We start from the raw sequence: 20,524 nt of genomic DNA on the forward strand, positions 1-20,524 counted from the left end.
AACAGCATTATCTGTTCTAGGTTCAATGGGTATAATCTCAGCCGATATTAGGCACCCCTTTATTGAGACGATGCAAATGTAAAGTAGAATTATCAATTACTAACAATCATTTATATTTATTTTTTAAAATAATTAATATAAATTGCTTAAAATGAAGAAATGTAAGTTCAATAATATTTATATTGAAAATATAATAAATAGATAATGATTATCTTAAAAAATATAACTATCGATAAAAAGAGCATCCATACACCAAACATTTATTAACAACACTTTATAAACAGTTGAAAAGTTAATGTTTTCTTAAAGTTGCAATTGTTTTAAAAACATTATTTTTGCACGGTAAAATTTAAAACTAATTCAATTTACGCACATGAAAAAAATTACTCAATTATGTTTGATGTTATTGTTTTTTGTAATGTCATCAGCAATTTATGCACAAACCATTACAGGTACTGTTCAAGATGAATCAGGGCCTTTACCTGGAGCCAATATTTTGGAAAAAGGAACTACTAATGGTACTACAACAGATTTTGACGGAAAATTTTCGTTAAATGTTAAAGGAGGTTCAGGATCAATTGTACTTTCTTTTGTTGGTTTCTCAAATAAAACAGTAAAATTTATTGTTGCATCAGGTGAAACTAAAGATTTAGGAACAATTACATTAGCTTCAGACAATGCATTAGAAGAAGTAATACTTGTAGGGGTTGCTGATATTGCTAAAGAAAGACAAACGCCTGTTGCGGTTTCTACAATCAGAGCATTGGAGATTCAAGAATCTTTAGGAACCAAAGAATTTCCAGAAATATTAAGTTCAACACCTTCAGTTTATGCTACAAAACAAGGTGGAGGTTATGGAGATTCAAGAATCAACATTCGTGGTTTTGATCAACGAAATACAGCAGTTATGGTTAATGGTATGCCAGTTAACGATATGGAAAATGGTTGGGTATATTGGTCTAACTGGGCTGGTTTATCAGACGTTACTTCTGCAATGCAAGTTCAACGAGGTTTAGGTTCATCAAAATTGGCTATTTCGTCAGTTGGTGGTACAATAAACATTTTAACAAGAGCTTCAGACAAATCAGCAGGAGGTTCTGTAACGGGATCATTTGGTCATGACAACTCAATAAACACCATGGTATCTTACAACACTGGAAGATTAGATAGTGGATTGTCTGTTTCGGCTTTAGTAGGAAGAAAAACAGGTGATGGTTATGTTGATGGAACTGAATATGAAGGATACAATTACTATTTAGCATTAGGTTACAAACCTAATGAGAATAATGACTTTCAGTTAACTATTACTGGAGCTCCTCAACAGCACTTTCAAAGAAGTTATGCAGAACCATTAAGTGTTTATCAAAAATACGGAAAATATGGTGAGCCAAATATAAAATACAATAGTGGATGGGGTTACAGAAACGGAGAAACTGAAACTTTCGCAGGTAATTTCTATCATAAACCTGTAGTTTCTTTAAACTGGGATTTAAAATTATCAGAAGCTTCTAAAATTTCTACTGTATTATATGCTAGTTTAGCACGTGGTGGTTCTATTGGGGCTATAGGTAGAATAAACGGAAATGCCTCTTACGCAGACAGAATAGATGATGCAAATGGTCAAATTAGATTTGATGATATTATTGCTTGGAACTCTGGTCAAGATGTACCTGATTTTGCAAATGCAGCTTATGGAGACCCAATTAGTCGTACTCCTATTGATGGTGCATTTACAAACACTGGAGATAACGGACACCCTTCTAGTGTAGGAGGTGAAGGAAAATATGGAAGTGATAATGGTATCTCTCAAAGATCATCAATGAACTCTCATAACTGGTTCGGAGTTATATCTAATTACAATACTAAATTAAATGAAAATTTAACATTGGATTTTGGTGTTGATCTTAGAACATATAAAGGAATTCATTACAGAAGATTAGTAGATAATTTAGGGTCAGCTGGTTATGTAGATTATGATAACGCAAATTTCCCTAATGGTGTAGCAATTACTGAAACATATGCTCCAACAATTGCCAATTTATGGAATGTTTTCGCAAATCCAGAAGATGAACAACAAATAGATTACTATAATGATGGTAAAGTAAATTGGGGAGGTGTATTTAGTCAATTAGAATATACCAATGGTACTATTTCTGCATTTGTTCAGGCTGCTGTTTCAAGTCAATCATTTAAAAGAATTGATTATTTTACATATACAGATGACGATCCTGCACAAGAATCTGACTGGGAAACAATCTTAGGTGGAAATATAAAAGGTGGTATCAACTGGAATATTAATGAGCAACATAATATCTTTGCTAATGCGGGCTATTATTCGAAACAACCGAACTTTGATGCTATTTTTCCTGATTATAATAATGATGTAAACGAAGATTACGAAAATGAACAAGTTATTGGTCTTGAAGTTGGATACGGTTTCCGTTCAGAAAATTATTCTTTAAATCTAAATTTATACAGAACATCATGGGCTGATAGATTTGAATCAACTTCTGAAAATTTTGATGTAAACAATACCCCAAATGATGATAGAGATGATGTAAGAGGTAATGCAAATATCAATGGTGTTGAACAAGTACACATGGGTATTGAATTAGAAGCTAAAGCTAGATTTGGTAAATTAGATATTCAAGTAATGACTTCAATAGGTGACTGGCAGTATAATGGTACAGCTTCAGGTAAAGCTTATGATGAGGATCAAAATTACTTAGGTGACGTTGATTTGTATTTAGATGGTGTTAAAGTTGGAGATGCTGCTCAATTTACTGCTAGATTAGGCTTAAGATATGAAATCATAGAGGGTTTAAAATTTGATATATCTCAATCATATAACGATAAATTATATGCAGATTTTAGTGCTACCGATTTTGCTAGTGAAGGAAACAGTGCTTTGAAATTACCAAGCTATTCTTTAGTTGATGCTGGTATGTCTTACAACTGGAAATTCAATAATGATAAAAATTCATTGAATTTCAGAGTAAATGTAAACAACTTAGGAGATAGAGTTTATATTTCTGAGTCTGACACCAATTATCAAGTACGTTCTGGAGATCCTACTTGGAAAGGTATTAGTACTGGAAACAGAGTTTATTTTGGATGGGGAAGAACTTGGAATGCTTCTGTAAGGTTCAATTTCTAATTCGACCTTCTTCAAAAATCATAAAATTGAAAAACCCTGCATTTTGCAGGGTTTTTTATGCTTAATATTTATTACTTTTGTTTAAAATCAAATACCAAACGACATGATGAAAATGACACATTCCTATTGGGCTTATTTAGTACTAGCCTTATTAATAATAGCAACCATAAATGCTATCATAGGTTTCACCCAAAACAAGGAGTTTAAAGACAAAGATTTACGTATTTCTTTGTTTACTTTAATAGTTACACATATTCAATTACTAATTGGCTTAGGATGGTATTTTATGTCTCCATCTTACAAAGCTATAAAAGAAGTTGGCATGAGTGAAGCAATGGGCAACCCTGGATTACGTTTATTAAGTGTAGAGCATCCTTTAATGATGATAATAGGTATTGTCTTTATCACAATAGGCTGGTCTAAACATAAAAAACAAGCTTCTGATAAAGGTAAGTTTAAAACAATCGCTATTTTTTACGGATTGGGATTACTATTTATATTGAGTAGAATTCCTTGGGGTCAGTGGTTCTCGCAGATATAAGGTTTGAGAGAAAAATTATTTATTTTTTAATCAATTCTAAACGCATCCCTATCTTCTAAAAACTTGAATTTATCTCTAGTTCTAACGAGTTCTTTTTTTGAAAGTGTAATTACTTCTATGGTGTTTTCATAGGGTTGTATTTTAGAAATTTGCACTCCTAATGCGTCAAAAGCAATGGAGTTACCTGTGTACTCATAGTTGTTATTATCAGTTCCAATTCTATTAACACCAACACAATAACTCATGTTTTCTATAGCTCGTGCTTTCAGCAAAGTATGCCATGCTTCAATTCTAGGTTTTGGCCAATTGGCAACATAAAACAACAAGTCATAATTTTCTGTATTTCTAGACCAAACAGGAAAGCGAAGATCGTAACACACCATCGGACAAATCTTCCATCCTTTATAGTCTACTATTAATTTTTCAGAACCTGCAGTGTATAGTTTGTTCTCACCTGCCAACGTAAACGTATGCCTTTTGTCATATGTTTTTAGTTCTCCATTAGGATAAACAAATAACAACCGATTATAATATTTTTGGTTTTCTTCAATAACAATACTCCCTGAAATTGCGGCATTCTTTTTTTTAGCTAACTCTGTTAGCCATTCTATCGTTTTACCAGTCATGGTTTCCGATACCTTTTTTGGCTGCATTGTAAAGCCTGAAGTAAACATTTCTGGCAGAATAATTAAATCTACCTCTTCAGAAATATTTCGAATTTGTCTCGTTAAATCTAGCCTGTTTTGCTCTCGGTTTTCCCAAGCCAAATCTGTTTGAACAATGGTAATCTTAAGCTCGTTAGTCATAAGTTAAAAAATACACTGCGTAAAATTCACATGAAAATTACGCAGTAATTTATTTATAATTTAAGAGATTTACATCTTTCTTAATTTCTTCTCCGCTTTTTCAAGATTCTCTTTTTGTTTATCTAATTTTTTAAGCCATTTCTCTTCATCTTGTGGTGATAATTTACCCTCCGTTTTTAGCTTCTCATATTTGGCAGTATCTTTTTTCAGCTTTTTTTGACTTTTTTCTAAATTACTCTGTGCTTTTTCTCTTTTTTGAACTGCTTTTTCAGCTTTCTTTTTCTTCTTTTCAGCCTTTTTCTTGTCTTTTTCTGCTTCTTTTTGCTTTTTCTCCGCTTTTTCCTTCTCTTTTTCAGCTTTTTCCAATTCAACCTTATGCTTTAATGCATCTTTAATGGCTGTTTGTTCAGATACCGTTAAATTAGGTGTTACATCAACACCGTCTAAAAAGATTAAATCTTTCTTAATTTTATATTCTTTTCCTTGATATTCAACTTTTTGAGCAGATACTAGGGTAATCATTAATAATAATGAAAATGTAATCAGAAGTTTAATATGTTTCATAATTGTATGTTTTTAAATTTTTTGTTTACACAAAGTTACTCAAAATAGTGAAGTGCTATATTTATATTTTAGTTAAAATATATGTCGCTTTTTTTAATGTTTCATTCTTTTTTGCAAAGCAAAATCGAATCATTTTTTGATCCATATTATCTGAATTAAAAACAGAAACAGGTATTGCAGCTATTTTATATTCTATAGCCAATCTTTTTACAAAATCGACATCGCCTTCATCACTTATAGCACTATAATCTAACAGTTGGAAATAGGTACCTTTAGAGGGGGTAAATTTAAACCTAGAATCTTTGATCTTATTTAAAAACAGATCGCGTTTGTCTTGATAAAACTGACTTAGATTTTTAAAATGACTTTCCACCTTCAAATATTCTGCAAAAGCTATTTGCATGGGATGATTCGCACAAAAAACATTGAACTGATGTACTTTTCTAAACTCGTTCATCAAATTAGCAGGAGCCGCACAATAACCCATTTTCCAACCCGTATTATGAAATGTTTTACCAAACGATCCTACTACAAAAGTTCGTTCTTTTAAATACGAATATTTACAAGCACTATGATGTTTCAAATTGTCAAAAATAATATGCTCGTAAACCTCATCACTTAAAACAATAATATTGGTGTCTTTTACTAACTTTTCAAGTGCCAACATATCCATATTACTCCATAGAAATCCACTTGGATTATGCGGAGTGTTAATAATTATCATTTTGGTCTTCGAAGTAATTTTTTCCTTTACCTCTTGCCAATTAATTTTATAAGTTGGAGCTTTTAATTGCACATAAATGGGTTTACCATTATGTAACTCAATTGCCGGTTCGTAACAATCATAGGCTGGTTTAAAGATGATAACTTCGTCATCTTTACGAATAAAGGATGCTATAATTGTAAAAATAGCTTGTGTAGCACCTACAGTTACCGTAATTTCAGTGTCTGGATGGTATTTTACTCCGTATAACCCATCAATTTTGTTAGCAATTTGCTCTCTAAGTGTTAAAACACCAGCCATTGGTGCATATTGATTGTAACCCGAGTGCATTGCTTTGGTAACTAAATCTATTAGTTTTGAATCTGTATCAAAATCAGGAAAACCCTGTGAAAGATTTATAGCATTATGTTCTTTTGCCAAGGTATTCATTATCGTAAATATGGTCGTTTTTACACTTGGCAGCTTAGAGTTAATTTGCATATTACATTTTAAGGCATAATATAGTAAATTCATTAATTAATGAACTGACTTTTTTTTATCTTTGATTGAATTTAAAACAATGGCAATGAAATTTTTTAAAATACTAGTATTTTTAATATCAGTACAACTTTCTGCTCAACAAGGTGGTATGTGGATTCCTTCTTTACTTGAAGGTATGAATGAACAGGAAATGCAAGCACTTGGTAGTAAACTATCAGCAAAGGATATTTATGATGTTAATAATTCAAGTTTAAAAGACGCCATTGGTCATTTTAATGGTGGCTGTACGAGTGAAGTTATTTCACCACAAGGATTATTATTAACCAATCACCATTGTGGATTTAGTCAAATACAGTCACATTCTTCCTTAGAAAATGATTATTTAAAGGATGGTTTTTGGGCTATGAACATGTCAGAAGAATTACCTAATAAAGGCCTTTATGTTGAGTTTATTGTTCGTATTGAAGATGTAACCAATGCCATATTAAATGGTGTAACGGATGTTATGTCTGAAAAAGAAAAGCAATCCTTAACAGATAAAAACAGTAACGCCGTCCAAAAAAAGGCAAAAAAGGAAGCTTGGCAAGACACAAAAGTAAAATCGTTTTTTCAAGGAAATCAGTATTTTCTTTTTGTAACGGAACGTTTTGAGGATATAAGATTAGTTGGTGCACCACCAACAAGTATTGGTAAATTTGGTTCAGATACTGACAATTGGGTTTGGCCAAGACATACCGGAGATTTCTCTATATTTAGAATTTATGCAGATAAAAATAATCGTCCAGCTTCCTATTCTAAAGATAATGTTCCTTATAAATCAAAGCACTTTTTGCCTATTTCACTTGATGGTGTTGCCGAAGGTGATTTTACAATGGTTTTTGGTTTCCCTGGAAGTACAGATGAATACTTACCGGCGGTTGCCATTGCACAAACTGTAGAAAAAATAAATCCTAGTAATATTGCCATACGCGAGGCTGCCTTAAAGGTTATTGATGCAGCAATGAAAAGTGACGATAAAATCAGGATTCAATACGCTTCTAAACAAGCAAGAATTGCCAATTCATGGAAAAAATGGATAGGTGAAAATCTAGGTCTTAAAAAAAGTAATGCAGTTGCAAAAAGACAAAATTTTGAATTTGAATTTACCAAAGCAGTAAAAGCAAAAAAACTTGAAAGTAAGTATGGAAATTTATTGTCAAAATTTGAAAAATTATATGCCGAAATTGAACCGTATGCAATTAAACGTTCAAATTTTTCAGAAGCATTTATTCGCAACAATGAATTGATGCAAATGATGTTTAGGTTAACACAGCTTGAAGCCGCTGCAAATCAGAACAAAAAAGGTTTTGAAAAGGTTAGAACTTCAATGATATCTAGAGTAAAAAGTATTCACAAAAATTATAATGTTGATGTTGATAAGGGCGTTTTTGAAGCCATTATGCCTTTATATACTGATGACGTTGATGCTTCCATTTATGATAATACCAATTTTACCAATTTAGATAAAGCACTAGAAGCTTTAGAAGGAAGTGCTGATGAAGTGGTAAAAAAACTGAATACTGATGCAGCTTATCAATATGCAAAGCCTTTTATTGTTGAATTTTACTCGAAAATTGAACCAGAGTATCAACGTATTAATACTGAAATAAACGCTTATCAGAAAGAATATATGCAAGCCCAAATGGAAGTTTTACCAAATGAAAGGTATTTTCCAGATGCAAATAGTACATTGCGAGTTACTTATGGACAAGTAAAAGGATATGAACCTAGAGATGCTGTTTATTACGAACCTGTTACTTATCTAGATGGTGTTATTGAAAAGTATGTTCCTGGTGATTATGAGTTTGATGTTCCTCAAAAATTGCAAGAATTATATAAAAATAAAGATTATGGTCAGTATGCCGATGATAATGGTAAAGTTCCCATTTGCTTTTTAGGTACGAACCACACTACGGGTGGTAATTCCGGTAGCCCAGCGATTGATGCTGAAGGAAACTTAGTAGGCTTAAATTTTGATCGTGTTTGGGAAGGCACTATGAGTGATTATTATTATGACCCTGAAATTTGTAGAAACATTATGGTAGACCTCCGTTACGTCCTTTTTATAGTGGATAAATATGCTGGAGCAAAACATTTAATTAATGAAATGAAGTTAGTACACCCTAAACAAAAATAAATAACCCTGTTACAATTTTAATGTTTATCAAACCCCAAAAGAAACCGCTAACAAAAGCAACTAAGGTACTTGTACTCATATTGTTTTTGGTTATAAGCAATTCTTTTGCTCAAAACACAACGATACCAGATCGCAATTTTGAACAAGCTTTAATAGACTTAGGTTTTGATACAGGTATTATAGATGGGTCTGTACCCACAGACAATATAAAAACTATTACCTCATTAAATGTTTCAAATAAAAATATTTCTGATCTTACAGGTATTCAAGATTTTGTAGCCCTTATTAATCTTTCATGTGCATCTAACAATTTAACAAATTTAGATCTCAGTGAAAATACCAAATTGACAAAGTTAATTTGTTCTAGTAATCAATTAGTAGACATAAACATAAATAAAAATGTACTTCTAAATTGGTTGGATTGTTCTAAGAATAATATATCTCATTTAGATCTAAGACAAAACACAGCGTTAGTAACATTTTATTGCTACCAGAACCAGCTTTTGAATTTAAACATAAGTCAAAATGTGCTTTTGACCAATTTACAGTGTTACAGAAATCAATTGCAGGGTTTAGATATAACTCAAAATACAGCATTAACTTTTCTTTTCTGTGCTTTTAATAACCTTACCAGCTTAGATGTAAGTAAGAATGTTGCTTTGAAAAACCTATACTGTTACAGCAATCAACTCACTGAATTAGATGTTAGCCAAAATAAGGAGCTTATACTTTTAGATTGTTTTGGAAATCAACTTACAAATTTAGATGTAAGTCAAAACACTAATTTGGTGCAATTATACTGTTACAACAATGAAATTAAAAGTTTAGATCTCAGCCAAAATACAGTGTTAAGAATGTTTAATTGTTCAAATAATCAGTTATCAAGTTTAAATATTAAAAGTGGAGCGAATGCAAACATAAACCGCTTCTTTGCTCAGAATAATTCTGATTTAGAATGTATAACTGTAGATGACTCAAGCTATTCTACTTTAAATTGGTTAAATGTTGATACTCAAGTTACGTTTAGTTTAAATTGTAATCCGCTGAGTACAACTGATTTTGACCTCGATAAATTTAGAATATATCCAAACCCTGTTCAAAGTGAACTTAATGTCTCTATTTCTGATTACGCAAATTACACATTAGTTAACTCCAATGGACAAATTATTTTAAAAGGTGTTTTAGCCATTGGAGATAACAAGATAAACGTAACTAATATTACGAGTGGGCTATACTTTCTTATGATTAAAACGATAACAGGAGCTATTACTTCCAAGAAAGTAATAAAGTATTGATTTACTCTAACCTTTCATCCAAATCTTCAAAAACAGAAATTATTACTTGGACAGCCTTTGAATAAAATTCAGGATGAATATTTACAAATTCATCTGTTTCTTTGTGATAATCTTTATGGTCTTCTACTCCAAAATATAAAAACGGAATTTCTTTTTTATGAAACGATCCATGGTCAGATGAATTTGTCCAATTTTGAGCAGTGTCAGAACCATCATGACCAATTAATAATTTAAAACCTTCTGGAAGTTGAGCTTCTGTAATTGCCGGTTTTAGATTTTCATAAAACCGTGTTCCAACTACATAAAGTTCATTTTTAGTACTTCTACTGATCATATCCATATTAAGGTTTACCAATATATTTTCTTTTCCAATTATCGGATGATCAACATAGTATTTTGATCCTTGAAGTCCCATTTCTTCAGCGTCAAAAGCGGCTAAAATAATAGAATGATTGGGTGGGTTTTTCTTAAAACATTCCGCAAAACTAAATAACGCACTGGTTCCCGAAGCATCATCATCAGCTCCATTAAAAACAACACCATCTCTAATTCCTAAATGATCGTAATGTGCAGAAATAACAATGTATTTATCAGGATTTTTAACACCCTTAATTAAACCTAAGACATTTACACCATTATTCCTTATGCTATCTCTTCTACCCATAAAAGAAAATGATTGATTGTAGGTTTTTGACAAAGGCAATACACCTAGTTGCTTAAATTTGGAAGTAATATAATTTCTTGCCTTTAAAGAGCCTTCTGAACCAGTTTTGCGACCTTCATAAGCATCCGAGGACAATACTTCAATATGATGCAACAAGGAATCTTTAGAAAATCCAATTGATGATACTGAATTATCTACAGCACTATCAGATGTATTAGATTGTGATTTGCAACCTAACCATATGAATGAAAACACTAATACATAAAAAAAGCTTCGTAAGTTCATAAGATTGAATTTTTTAAGTTCTTAGCTCAAAAATAAGGAATATTTATCTCTATACTACAATATGATTGCGATGGCTCTCTGTTTTAAACTTAAAAATATAAACTCAATTGATGCTGGCACTATTTTCTAAAGATAATTCTTTAAGACATTCAACTTTGCAAGTGCAATTTTTTTATTTATTCTACCTAAATAGATTAAAATTATTTACTTCAGAACCATAGTTTCTTTAGAAAATTGTTTAAGGCTAAAGAATACTGCCATTACTGCCAAGAGTATTAGTGAACCAACTACTACCAAATACTGAGATAATTGAATAGTGCCTGCTATAATTTCCTTAGTGGCTAAAGCAATGTTTAAAATAGGTATCCATGCGGTTTGCCAAGTGAGTTCTACTCCAGGCATTAAAGCAATCATAGCGGGTATAATAATGACAAAGGTCAAAGGTGTAACGTAACTTTGTGCTTCTTTAAAACTACTTGCTCTAACCACAATAGCAGACAATAAGCCTGCAAAAAAGATACTTAAAGGAATCAACATTGCAAATAGCATCAAAATAAATTTAAGACCTAAAAGGTCATTAATCACATTTAAAAAATCTTGCGGTATATCATCAATAAATTTTAAACTTAAAAACATACCAGCAATAGCCATAATAGCGGCAGCAATGCCGACCAAAGCAATGGTAATGGTTTTCCCTATAAGTATTTTAAACCGTGAAGCAGGTACCGTTAATAAGGTTTCCAACGTACCACGTTCTTTTTCACCCGTAATTAAATCTAAGGCAGGATACATACAACCTGTAAAACAAAGGATAATAAAAATATAGGGGATAAAACCTCCTATCATTTTTCCAATTTGCTCTTTTGATGAAGCAATATCAATTTTTACAACAGAGAGTGGTTCTAATGTTTCAGATGAAATGTTTAATTGTTTAATTCTATCATTCATAACGACAGCCTTATAATTATCAAGTTTTTCCCTAATTCTTTTTTCCACCAATAAATTGGTTGACTTATAATATAGTTTTAAACCACCTGAGCTTAATGTTGAAATTTTCTCGTTAAAATCAGTATCAAATTCTAATAAGGCATCAATACTTCCATTTTCAATTGAATCGTTAACTCCAGCCAAAACAACATTATCTACCACTAAAAATGTACTATCATTAAATTGTGAAACTATATTCTCTGGTGCACCTATCAAAGCTACTTTGAGTTGTTTGCTTTGCTCTTTATCCATTAAATTTTTTTGCAATTTTGTAACTCCTAATATAATCAAGGGCATTGCTAATGCGGGCAATAGAATGGCAGAAATTAATGTTTTTCTATCTCTTAATGTATCTGTAAGCTCTTTTTTTATAACCGTAAATATAGTTTTCATAGGTTTAGTTGTTTTGGTTTACAATGTTTATAAAAGCTTCAGTTAATGATTTACCTTCAGATTGTTTTCTATAAGCATCCATTGTATCATTATAAATTAGATTTCCTTTAGCAATAATGGCAAGGTCATCACATAGGAGATCTACTTCACTCATGATATGAGAAGAGAAAATAACCGTTTTTCCATCTTTTTTACATTGTCTGATGAGTTCAATAATACTATTGGCAGTAATTACATCTAATCCAGAGGTAGGTTCATCAAAAATAACTACACTAGGGTCATGAATCATACTTCTTGCTATAGAAACTTTTTGTTTCATACCCGTGGAGAGTTGACCAATACGTTTTTTAGAAAATTCATTAATGTTTAATTGTTCAAATAGATTTTCTTTACGTTCATTAAATAAAGAACGTTCCATACCGTGTAAATCTGCAAAATATTTTACAATTTCACCTGGTGTCAATCGATCATAAAGGTTTGTAGAACCTGTTAAAAAACCTATTTTTCTTCTAACTTCTTGTGGATTGTCAATAACACTGACGCCATCTACCTTAATATCACCAGACGATGGTTTTAAAATAGTAGAAACCATTCTTAACAAACTTGTTTTACCAGCACCATTTGGACCTAGCAATGAAAATACACGGCCTGGTTTACAAATAAAACTCACATTATTGACGGCAGCAACTGAAGTGCTATTGGTTTGTAATTCTTTGCGTTGCTTTTTACTTAAAGCATATTGCTTTGTAATATTCTCGACGTTAATCATGAGGTTATTTGTTAATTTAGTTACTTAGTTAGTAGTAAAAATTTAGTATTTGTTACAAAATAGTAAGATTTGTAATTTACCTTATTTCGGTAAAAAGAAAATCCCAAAAACCTTGATTGGAATTTGGGATTTATTCATTTATTTTTAAATTTAAAATATTAACCTTTCATACTAGCAGATAAATATTCTCTATTCATTCTTGCAATATTTTCTAATGAAATTCCTTTGGGGCATTCAACTTCGCATGCTCCTGTGTTTGTACAATTTCCGAAGCCTTCTTCATCCATTTGTTTTACCATGTTTAGTACACGCTCTGTAGCTTCTACTTTACCTTGTGGTAATAATGCAAACTGAGATACTTTTGCACCAACAAATAACATCGCACTAGAATTTTTACAACTAGCTACACATGCTCCGCAACCAATACAAGCTGCAGCATCCATTGCTTTATCAGCGTCATGTTTAGAAATCGGTATTCCATTTGCATCTTGAGTGTTTCCAGAAGTATTAACTGAAATATAACCACCAGCTTGCTGAATACGTTCAAAAGCTGTTCTATCTACTACTAAATCTTTTATAACAGGAAAAGCTTTTGCCCTCCATGGCTCAATTGTTATTGTTTCACCATCATGAAACATACGCATATGCAACTGACAAGTAGTAATTCCTCTATCTGGCCCATGAGCCTCTCCATTTATGTGTAAAGAACACATACCGCAAATACCCTCTCTACAATCGTGGTCAAAAGCTACTGGCTCCTCGTTTTTAGCAACCAGTTGCTCATTTAACACATCCATCATTTCTAAAAACGACATATGTTCTGAGATGTCAGTTACTTTATATTCGACCATTTGACCCTTGGTTTTTGAGTCTTTTTGTCTCCAGATTTTTAACGTTAAATTCATAATGTATCTTATTTGTATGACCTCGTCTTCAGTTCAATATCTTTAAACTCTAATTCTTCTTTATGTAAAATTGCTTCACTTGGCTTACCTGTATATTCCCAAGCAGCTACATAAGCATAGTTTTTATCATCACGTAAAGCTTCACCATCTTCAGTAACATATTCTTCACGGAAATGTCCACCACAGGATTCATTTCTATTCAAAGCATCCTTAGCAAATAACTCTCCTAATTCTAAGAAATCAGCTACTCTTCCTGCTTTTTCTAATTCTTGATTAAATTCTTCATTCTTACCTGTAACTTTTACATTTTTCCAGAAATCTTCTCTAATATCTTGAATTTCTTTGATGGCTTCTTTTAAATGTTTTTCATTACGTGCCATTCCCACTTTGTTCCACATTACCAATCCTAATTTTTTGTGGTAATAATCAACGGAATGTGTTCCTTCATTATTAATAAAGAATTCTATTTTATCTTTTACTTCTTTTTCAGCAGCTTCAAATTCTGGAGATTCTGTAGAAATTTCTCCAGTACGAATATCATCAGATAAGTAATCTCCAATTGTATATGGCAATACAAAATATCCATCAGCCAACCCTTGCATTAAAGCAGAGGCTCCCAATCTATTTGCACCATGGTCAGAGAAATTTGCCTCACCAATACAGTACAATCCTGGTACAGTAGTCATTAAATTATAATCAACCCATACACCACCCATTGTATAGTGTGTTGCTGGATAAATCATCATTGGTGTTTCATACGGATTTTCAGCGATGATTTTTTCATACATCTGGAATAAATTTCCGTACTTTTCTTCAATAATGCCCTGTCCTAATTTTATAATTTCTTCTTTCGAAGGATTTTTAATTCCATGAATTTTAGCTTGTTCTTTTCCATAACGTTGAAAAGCAGCGGCAAAATCTAAATACACAGCTTCACCTGTTGCATTTACACCATAACCAGCATCGCAACGCTCTTTAGCAGCTCTAGAAGCCACATCACGCGGTACTAAGTTACCAAACGCCGGATATCTTCTTTCTAAATAATAATCTCTATTTTCTTCTGCAATCTCAGTAGGTTTTAATTTACCTTGTTGAATTGCTTTTGCATCTTCTAATCTTGCAGGAACCCAAATTCTACCATCATTACGTAATGATTCTGACATCAACGTTAATTTAGATTGATAATCTCCAGAACGTGGAATACATGTTGGGTGAATTTGTGTAAAACAAGGATTTGCAAAATAGGCCCCTTTTTTATGTATTTTCCAAGCTGCAGTAGCATTAGAACCCATTGCATTGGTAGATAAGAAATAAACGTTTCCGTAACCACCTGTTGCAATAACAACAGCATGAGCAGAATGACGCTCTATTTCACCAGTAATTAAATCGCGAGCAATAATACCTCTTGCTTTACCATCTACTTTTACAACGTCTAACATTTCGTGACGATTGAACATTTCAATCTTACCACGAGCAATTTGACGATTCATTGCAGAATAACAACCTAACAAAAGTTGTTGTCCTGTTTGTCCTTTCGCATAAAAAGTTCTTGAAACTAATACACCACCAAATGAACGGTTGTCTAACAACCCACCATAATCACGAGCAAAAGGAACCCCTTGTGCTACACATTGATCAATAATATTTCCAGAAACCTCAGCCAAACGATAAACGTTAGCTTCACGAGAACGGTAATCTCCACCTTTTACGGTGTCATAAAAAAGACGATAATCAGAATCACCATCGCCCATATAATTTTTTGATGCATTGATACCACCTTGAGCTGCAATTGAGTGAGCTCTACGAGGTGAATCTTGATAGCAAAATGCTTTTACATTATAACCTAATTCAGCCAAAGATGCAGCGGCAGAGCCACCAGCAAGACCTGTACCTACTACAATAATATCTATATTTCTTTTGTTTGCAGGATTTACTAAATCAATATGGTTTTTATACTCTGTCCATTTATCTTTTATTGGACCTTTTGGTACTTTTGAATTGAAAGTCGTCATAATATAGTATAAGATTAATGGTTAAAGTGATGATATAAGGTTACAAAAATAAATCCGGCGGGTATAATAATAGAATACCATTTACCCAACGCTTTTACAAAACTGGAGTATTTATTATTAAAACCCATTGATTGAAAGGCCGATTGAAATCCGTGTAACAAATGCAAGGCTAGTAGCACAAATGCCACAGAATAGGCAGCAACACGCCAAATTGGCACAAACTTATGTTGTAATTCTTCGTAATACCTTGTTGCGTCTGCTGGCAAACCCTCAATGTATTTATAATTCATTTCTGGCAGCCAAAAATCGATAAAATGTATTACTAAAAATGCTAAGATTGCAAGTCCACTATAGATCATATTTCTACTCATCCAAGTAGAGTTTGCAGCACCTTTAAAATTGACATACTTAACGTCTCTTGCACCTTTATTTCTAATCTCTAAAACAAAGCCCATTACAAAATGAAAAATCACCCCGATAATTAAAACGGGTTGCAATCCAAATTGTATTAACGGATTTGTACCCATAAAATGGGACAACTGATTAAATACATCCTCACTAAAAACGGAGGTTAAATTTACAGTTAAATGAATAATTAGGAAAATAATTAGAAAGAGTGCAGATAATGCCATTGCAAACTTTCGTGCTATTGAAGAAGATAAAAATCCACTCATATTGGTTTGGTTTTTTAATAAGTAACAAAGATAATATTTACATTTTGTCTGTAACATTAGTTACTGTCTTTTTTTCTTATTTAGAATGATTATAAAAACATTACATTTATAAGTTTAAAATCAATACTTCAAAACAACTTTAAATATATGTATACCAAAAACATACAATTCACAAACAAACAAGGCTTAATACTCGATGGAAATATCGATTTCCCTATTGATAAGAAACCTTTAAGTTATGCTCTATTCGCTCACTTTTTCACAGGGAGTCAGAATTTTACAGCGGTACGAAATATTTCTAGAGCTTTGACACATAATAGAATTGCAGTAATGCGATTTGACTTTTCGGGATTGGGTAAAAGCGAGGGTAAATTTGAAGATTCTAATTTTTCAACCAACATTGATGATCTTATTTCAGCAGCTACTTATTTAAAAGAAAATTATGATTCACCGAAGATAATTGTGGGCCATTCTTTAGGAGGAGCAGCAGCGATTTTTGCTGCCGATAAAATAGAATCAATTCAAGCTATAGTCACTATTGGAGCTCCTTCAAACCCATCGCATGTAGAACATTTATTTGAAGATCATCTAGAAAACATTCATTTGGATGGTGAAGCAACTTTTGAAATTTCAGGAAGACCTTTTACAATAAAAAAGCACTTTTTAGAAGACTTGAATTCTAAAAATATGACCAAGTTGTTAAACAACTCCAGAAAACCCATATTGGTGTTACATTCACCACAAGATAAAATTGTTGAAATTTCCAATGCTAAAGAAATATACAAAGCCGCACATCATCCCAAAAGCTTTATTTCTCTAGATGGTGCCAATCATTTATTAACGAATAAGGCAGATTCCTTTTATGTCGCTGAGGTATTATCAAGTTGGGCCAAGCGTTATGTATTGACGACTAAAGAGCCCGAACTAAGTACAGACAAACAAACAGTTGTTAGAATAGGTAAAACCAAATATAGTACAGAAATTGTAGCAAGAAATCATTCTATATTAGCTGATGAACCTAAGAAATTTGGAGGTAAAGACTCAGGCTTAACGCCTTATGAATTATTACTAGCAAGTTTAGGTTCTTGCACCGCAATCACCTTAAGAATGTATGCCGATAGAAAAAAAATGGAATTAGATGAAGTTTTAGTCCATTTAGAACATTTTAAACAGCACGCAGAAGATTGTATTTCTTGTGACGAAGAACCAGCAAAAATTGATAAATTTGTACGAACTATAGAATTAATCGGCGATCTTACTTTCGATGAACGCAAGCGATTAATTCAAATTGCCAATAGATGTCCTGTACATCGTACCTTAGAAAATAAAATTGAAATTGAAACCATTTTACGTTAAACCCAATTCATGAACATTTTTATCCTTTCTGTTGGTGAAAACATTTATTCCACACAAAGATTAGTGCAGGAAGCTAAAAAATTGAAGCATAACGTTAGGGTAATTAATCATGCTGAATGCTCCGTAAAATTAGGTATAGGGAAGCCGCAAATAATTTTTGAAGGTAAAAATATTCTGGATATACCTGATGTAATCATCCCCAGAATAGGAGCAACAGTAAGCAGACACGGAGCGGCAATTGTTAAAGAATTTGAAATGAATGGCGTATTTAGCACGGCTCGCTCATTAGGGATTTTAAGAGCACAAAATAAGGTCCGCACATTACAAATTATGAATCGAAAAAACATTCCCATTCCACAAACAGTTTTTTCCATAAATCATAAAAACATAAATGAGCAAATTGAATTATTAGGCGGCCCTCCGGTAATTATTAAGTTACAAGAAGGTACTCAAGGTATGGGTGTTATTATTGCTGAATCTAAGAAATCAGCAAAATCAATAATGGACACTTTTTACACTATGAATGCCAGTTTTTTATTGCAAGAATATATAGAGGAATCTAACGGAGAAGATATTAGAATAATTGTTGTAGGCAATAAAATTGTAGCCTCAATGAAAAGAAAAGGTGCCATTGGTGAGTTCAGGTCTAATATACACAGAGGAGGCACTGGTGAAATTGCCAATTTAACAGAAATAGAAAAAAATATAGCCTTACGAGCTACTAAATATTTAAGTTTACCTGTAGCAGGTGTAGACATTATTAGATCAAAAAAAGGCCCATTATTATTAGAAGTAAATGCATCACCGGGGCTACAAGGCGTAGAAGCATACACCCAAATAAACGTAGCATACCACATAATAAAATTTTCAGAAGATTATGTTCGAGAAAAAATTCAAAAACGAAACCATAGAAATTAGAGGTAAAAAAGTTGGATTAGGAGAAAGTGTATTGATCAAATTCTCTATTGACAGATTGCCTACCGGTACACTAATTGAAATTCCTGTATATGTGTTTAACGGAAAAAAAGAAGGCCCAACCATTTTACTTCAAGGCGGTTTACACGGAGATGAGACCAACAGTATTGAGATCATTAGAAGAATGCTTGAAAATAAGTACTTTAATTTAGAAAGAGGTTGTGTTATTGTAGTCCCTTTACTTAGTGTTTTTGGATTTTTACATTTCTCTAGGGATGTACATGGTAAAGATGTTAATAGAAGTTTTCCGGGAACGAAAACAGGTTCATTAGCTAGTAGAATTGCCTATTTCCATTTAAGGGAAATTGCCAATAATGTAGATTATGCCATAGATTTTCATACAGGAGGAGCCCAACGAAGCAATTATCCTCAAATTAGATATACAGAATCATCAGAAGAGAGCAAAAAATTAGCAGAAATATTTAGTCCCCCATTTCTTTTTCCATCGGCAATGATAAATAAATCATTTAGAAAAGAAGCTCTAAAACTAGGCATACCTATTATTGTTTATGAAGGTGGCGAGTCGTTAAGATTCGACGAAAATTCCATAAAAGAAGGTATGGCTGGCACATTAAGGATTTTAAAACATTTAAAGATGATTAAAACGAATCCAATGGCAAGTCGCAAAGCTAAAATGAGCATCCCTATAACTAAAAGACGATGGGTTAGAGCAAGAATAGCGGGTTTATTCAACGCTTTTGTCCATAATGGGGATAAAGTTGAGAAGGGTCAAATAATTGGAGACATTACAGATACTTATGGAGAAACTTCTGTAAAAATAAAAGCTCCATTAACTGGTTATATTATAGCTATAAATTATTTTCCTATTATTAACCGAGGAGATGCCATTTTTCATATTGGACGCGAATAATCCGTATATTTACCTTTTTTAAATTAATGTCAGACGAAAACAAACATAGCTTAGAGCCAAATAACTGGGTAAAGGAATATTCGGACTACTTATACAATTACACGATAACCCGAATAGACAATCACGAACAAGCGAAAGATATTGTTCAAGAAACCTTTTTTTCAGCCTTAAAAGCAGCCAAAAACTATAGAGGTCAAGCTTCAGAACGCACATGGTTAATTGCAATATTAAAACGTAAAATAATAGACCATTACCGTAAAATAAACTCACGAAAAGGCAAAGCTGAAATAAAAGTTAATTTTCATGAAGATGGAGATAAAAAAGGAAGTTGGTTAGAAGAACGTGTTCCACAATTATGGGATAATGAAGCTGAAAAACAAATTGAAAACACAGAACTTAAAAGCGTGTTAGATAATTGTATTAATAACCTACCTGATAAATACAGATTGGTTTTTAATTTAAAAAATGTTGAGCATTATGAAACTGAAGAAATTTGTAATGAGTTAGATATTACCGCGTCTAATCTTTGGGTTATCATACATAGAGCTAGACATCAACTAAGAAAGTGTATGGAAGATAACTGGTTTGCAAAATAGTATTTTATGAGTAAGAAAATTTTTATTAGCTGTGATGAGGCTACCACAATTTGTAATAAAAGCCAATATAAGGAAGCTTCTTTTTTGGAGATAGTAAAATTAAAAATACATCTCTTTAGTTGTAAAATATGTGGAGCATATTCTAAACAAAACGCCACTTTAACCAAAGTTTGTAGTAAGCATTTACACAAAACCGAGGGTGAACGTAAACTTTGTAAAGAAGAAAAGGAAGCTCTTCAAAATGAAGTAGTAAAAAAAATAAATTCGAATACATAATATTCCAACACTAGCTTT

18 protein-coding genes are annotated in these 20,524 nt (G+C 32.3%); 9 read left to right on the forward strand and 9 right to left on the reverse strand.

The features are described 5' to 3' along the window. Positions 1-373 precede the first annotated feature (373 nt). On the forward strand, positions 374-3,157 hold the full coding sequence (locus D3P13_RS03690) for a TonB-dependent receptor (RefSeq protein ID WP_117879929.1): 2,784 nt from the start codon (positions 374-376) through the stop codon (positions 3,155-3,157). Between the two features lie 106 nt (positions 3,158-3,263). Beyond that, the gene (locus D3P13_RS03695; RefSeq protein ID WP_117879930.1) at positions 3,264-3,698 is read left to right on the forward strand and encodes a hypothetical protein; all 435 of its coding nucleotides are present in this window, start codon (positions 3,264-3,266) and stop codon (positions 3,696-3,698) included. 26 nt (positions 3,699-3,724) lie between these two features. On the opposite strand, the gene D3P13_RS03700 is transcribed toward D3P13_RS03695, so the two are convergent. The 3 genes from D3P13_RS03700 to D3P13_RS03710 form a co-directional block, all read right to left on the reverse strand. Further along, positions 3,725-4,504: an amidohydrolase gene (locus tag D3P13_RS03700; protein ID WP_117879931.1), complete on the reverse strand. Its 780-nt coding sequence runs from the start codon at positions 4,502-4,504 to the stop codon at positions 3,725-3,727. Between the two features lie 69 nt (positions 4,505-4,573). Next, positions 4,574-5,068: a hypothetical protein gene (locus D3P13_RS03705; protein WP_117879932.1), complete on the reverse strand. Its 495-nt coding sequence runs from the start codon at positions 5,066-5,068 to the stop codon at positions 4,574-4,576. A 61-nt stretch (positions 5,069-5,129) separates the two neighbouring features. Continuing rightward, complete coding sequence (locus D3P13_RS03710; RefSeq protein WP_117879933.1) at positions 5,130-6,272, reverse strand: methionine aminotransferase; 1,143 nt, start codon at positions 6,270-6,272, stop codon at positions 5,130-5,132. Between the two features lie 85 nt (positions 6,273-6,357). Here D3P13_RS03710 and D3P13_RS03715 point away from each other — a divergent pair, with 85 nt between their 5' ends. Both D3P13_RS03715 and D3P13_RS03720 read left to right on the forward strand, forming a co-directional pair. Further along, entirely contained in the window at positions 6,358-8,448 is a 2,091-nt protein-coding gene (locus D3P13_RS03715; protein ID WP_117880254.1) for a S46 family peptidase, read from the forward strand. Between the two features lie 20 nt (positions 8,449-8,468). Then, on the forward strand, positions 8,469-9,743 hold the full coding sequence (locus tag D3P13_RS03720) for a leucine-rich repeat domain-containing protein (protein WP_117879934.1): 1,275 nt from the start codon (positions 8,469-8,471) through the stop codon (positions 9,741-9,743). 1 nt (position 9,744) lies between these two features. Here D3P13_RS03720 and D3P13_RS03725 read toward each other — a convergent pair whose 3' ends face one another. The 6 genes from D3P13_RS03725 to D3P13_RS03750 form a co-directional block, all read right to left on the reverse strand. Continuing rightward, on the reverse strand, positions 9,745-10,692 hold the full coding sequence (locus D3P13_RS03725) for a M28 family peptidase (RefSeq protein ID WP_117879935.1): 948 nt from the start codon (positions 10,690-10,692) through the stop codon (positions 9,745-9,747). A 204-nt stretch (positions 10,693-10,896) separates the two neighbouring features. After that, the gene (locus D3P13_RS03730; protein ID WP_117879936.1) at positions 10,897-12,072 is read right to left on the reverse strand and encodes an ABC transporter permease; all 1,176 of its coding nucleotides are present in this window, start codon (positions 12,070-12,072) and stop codon (positions 10,897-10,899) included. Positions 12,073-12,076: 4 nt separating this feature from the next. Next, positions 12,077-12,841, reverse strand: coding sequence for an ABC transporter ATP-binding protein (locus D3P13_RS03735; RefSeq protein WP_117879937.1), 765 nt, complete (start codon positions 12,839-12,841; stop codon positions 12,077-12,079). A gap of 158 nt (positions 12,842-12,999) precedes the next feature. Continuing rightward, positions 13,000-13,746 carry a succinate dehydrogenase/fumarate reductase iron-sulfur subunit gene (locus D3P13_RS03740; RefSeq protein WP_117879938.1) on the reverse strand — a complete coding sequence of 249 codons (747 nt, stop codon included), beginning with the start codon at positions 13,744-13,746 and terminating at the stop codon, positions 13,000-13,002. An 8-nt stretch (positions 13,747-13,754) separates the two neighbouring features. Beyond that, the gene (locus D3P13_RS03745) at positions 13,755-15,758 is read right to left on the reverse strand and encodes a fumarate reductase/succinate dehydrogenase flavoprotein subunit (protein WP_117879939.1); all 2,004 of its coding nucleotides are present in this window, start codon (positions 15,756-15,758) and stop codon (positions 13,755-13,757) included. 14 nt (positions 15,759-15,772) lie between these two features. Then, positions 15,773-16,432, reverse strand: coding sequence for a succinate dehydrogenase cytochrome b subunit (locus tag D3P13_RS03750; protein WP_117879940.1), 660 nt, complete (start codon positions 16,430-16,432; stop codon positions 15,773-15,775). A gap of 147 nt (positions 16,433-16,579) precedes the next feature. Here D3P13_RS03750 and D3P13_RS03755 point away from each other — a divergent pair, with 147 nt between their 5' ends. From D3P13_RS03755 to D3P13_RS03775, 5 genes are read left to right on the forward strand one after another with little or no spacing between them, the layout of a single operon-like run. Beyond that, on the forward strand, positions 16,580-17,788 hold the full coding sequence (locus tag D3P13_RS03755; RefSeq protein ID WP_117879941.1) for a bifunctional alpha/beta hydrolase/OsmC family protein: 1,209 nt from the start codon (positions 16,580-16,582) through the stop codon (positions 17,786-17,788). A 9-nt stretch (positions 17,789-17,797) separates the two neighbouring features. Continuing rightward, positions 17,798-18,706, forward strand: coding sequence for a RimK family alpha-L-glutamate ligase (locus tag D3P13_RS03760; RefSeq protein ID WP_117879942.1), 909 nt, complete (start codon positions 17,798-17,800; stop codon positions 18,704-18,706). Then, complete coding sequence (locus D3P13_RS03765) at positions 18,666-19,634, forward strand: succinylglutamate desuccinylase/aspartoacylase family protein (RefSeq protein WP_117879943.1); 969 nt, start codon at positions 18,666-18,668, stop codon at positions 19,632-19,634. Before D3P13_RS03760 ends, D3P13_RS03765 begins: the two co-directional genes overlap by 41 nt. 26 nt (positions 19,635-19,660) lie before the next feature. Beyond that, positions 19,661-20,230, forward strand: coding sequence for a sigma-70 family RNA polymerase sigma factor (locus tag D3P13_RS03770; protein WP_117879944.1), 570 nt, complete (start codon positions 19,661-19,663; stop codon positions 20,228-20,230). Positions 20,231-20,236: 6 nt separating this feature from the next. Further along, on the forward strand, positions 20,237-20,506 hold the full coding sequence (locus D3P13_RS03775) for a hypothetical protein (RefSeq protein WP_117879945.1): 270 nt from the start codon (positions 20,237-20,239) through the stop codon (positions 20,504-20,506). Positions 20,507-20,524 lie beyond the last annotated feature (18 nt).

The sequence above is a fragment of the Aureibaculum luteum genome (assembly GCF_003449015.1).
Classification (GTDB): domain Bacteria; phylum Bacteroidota; class Bacteroidia; order Flavobacteriales; family Flavobacteriaceae; genus Aureibaculum; species Aureibaculum luteum.

Excerpts from the sequence above, each read along its gene's own strand:
- D3P13_RS03690 (WP_117879929.1), top strand. The coding sequence starts at position 374 with ATGAAAAAAATTACTCAATTATGTTTGATGTTATTGTTTTTTGTAATG.
- D3P13_RS03695 (WP_117879930.1), top strand. The coding sequence starts at position 3,264 with ATGAAAATGACACATTCCTATTGGGCTTATTTAGTACTAGCCTTATTA.
- D3P13_RS03700 (WP_117879931.1), bottom strand. The coding sequence starts at position 4,504 with ATGACTAACGAGCTTAAGATTACCATTGTTCAAACAGATTTGGCTTGG.
- D3P13_RS03705 (WP_117879932.1), bottom strand. The coding sequence starts at position 5,068 with ATGAAACATATTAAACTTCTGATTACATTTTCATTATTATTAATGATT.
- D3P13_RS03710 (WP_117879933.1), bottom strand. The coding sequence starts at position 6,272 with ATGCAAATTAACTCTAAGCTGCCAAGTGTAAAAACGACCATATTTACG.
- D3P13_RS03715 (WP_117880254.1), top strand. The coding sequence starts at position 6,358 with ATGAAATTTTTTAAAATACTAGTATTTTTAATATCAGTACAACTTTCT.
- D3P13_RS03720 (WP_117879934.1), top strand. The coding sequence starts at position 8,469 with ATGTTTATCAAACCCCAAAAGAAACCGCTAACAAAAGCAACTAAGGTA.
- D3P13_RS03725 (WP_117879935.1), bottom strand. The coding sequence starts at position 10,692 with ATGAACTTACGAAGCTTTTTTTATGTATTAGTGTTTTCATTCATATGG.
- D3P13_RS03730 (WP_117879936.1), bottom strand. The coding sequence starts at position 12,072 with ATGAAAACTATATTTACGGTTATAAAAAAAGAGCTTACAGATACATTA.
- D3P13_RS03735 (WP_117879937.1), bottom strand. The coding sequence starts at position 12,841 with ATGATTAACGTCGAGAATATTACAAAGCAATATGCTTTAAGTAAAAAG.
- D3P13_RS03740 (WP_117879938.1), bottom strand. The coding sequence starts at position 13,746 with ATGAATTTAACGTTAAAAATCTGGAGACAAAAAGACTCAAAAACCAAG.
- D3P13_RS03745 (WP_117879939.1), bottom strand. The coding sequence starts at position 15,758 with ATGACGACTTTCAATTCAAAAGTACCAAAAGGTCCAATAAAAGATAAA.
- D3P13_RS03750 (WP_117879940.1), bottom strand. The coding sequence starts at position 16,432 with ATGAGTGGATTTTTATCTTCTTCAATAGCACGAAAGTTTGCAATGGCA.
- D3P13_RS03755 (WP_117879941.1), top strand. The coding sequence starts at position 16,580 with ATGTATACCAAAAACATACAATTCACAAACAAACAAGGCTTAATACTC.
- D3P13_RS03760 (WP_117879942.1), top strand. The coding sequence starts at position 17,798 with ATGAACATTTTTATCCTTTCTGTTGGTGAAAACATTTATTCCACACAA.
- D3P13_RS03765 (WP_117879943.1), top strand. The coding sequence starts at position 18,666 with ATGTTCGAGAAAAAATTCAAAAACGAAACCATAGAAATTAGAGGTAAA.
- D3P13_RS03770 (WP_117879944.1), top strand. The coding sequence starts at position 19,661 with ATGTCAGACGAAAACAAACATAGCTTAGAGCCAAATAACTGGGTAAAG.
- D3P13_RS03775 (WP_117879945.1), top strand. The coding sequence starts at position 20,237 with ATGAGTAAGAAAATTTTTATTAGCTGTGATGAGGCTACCACAATTTGT.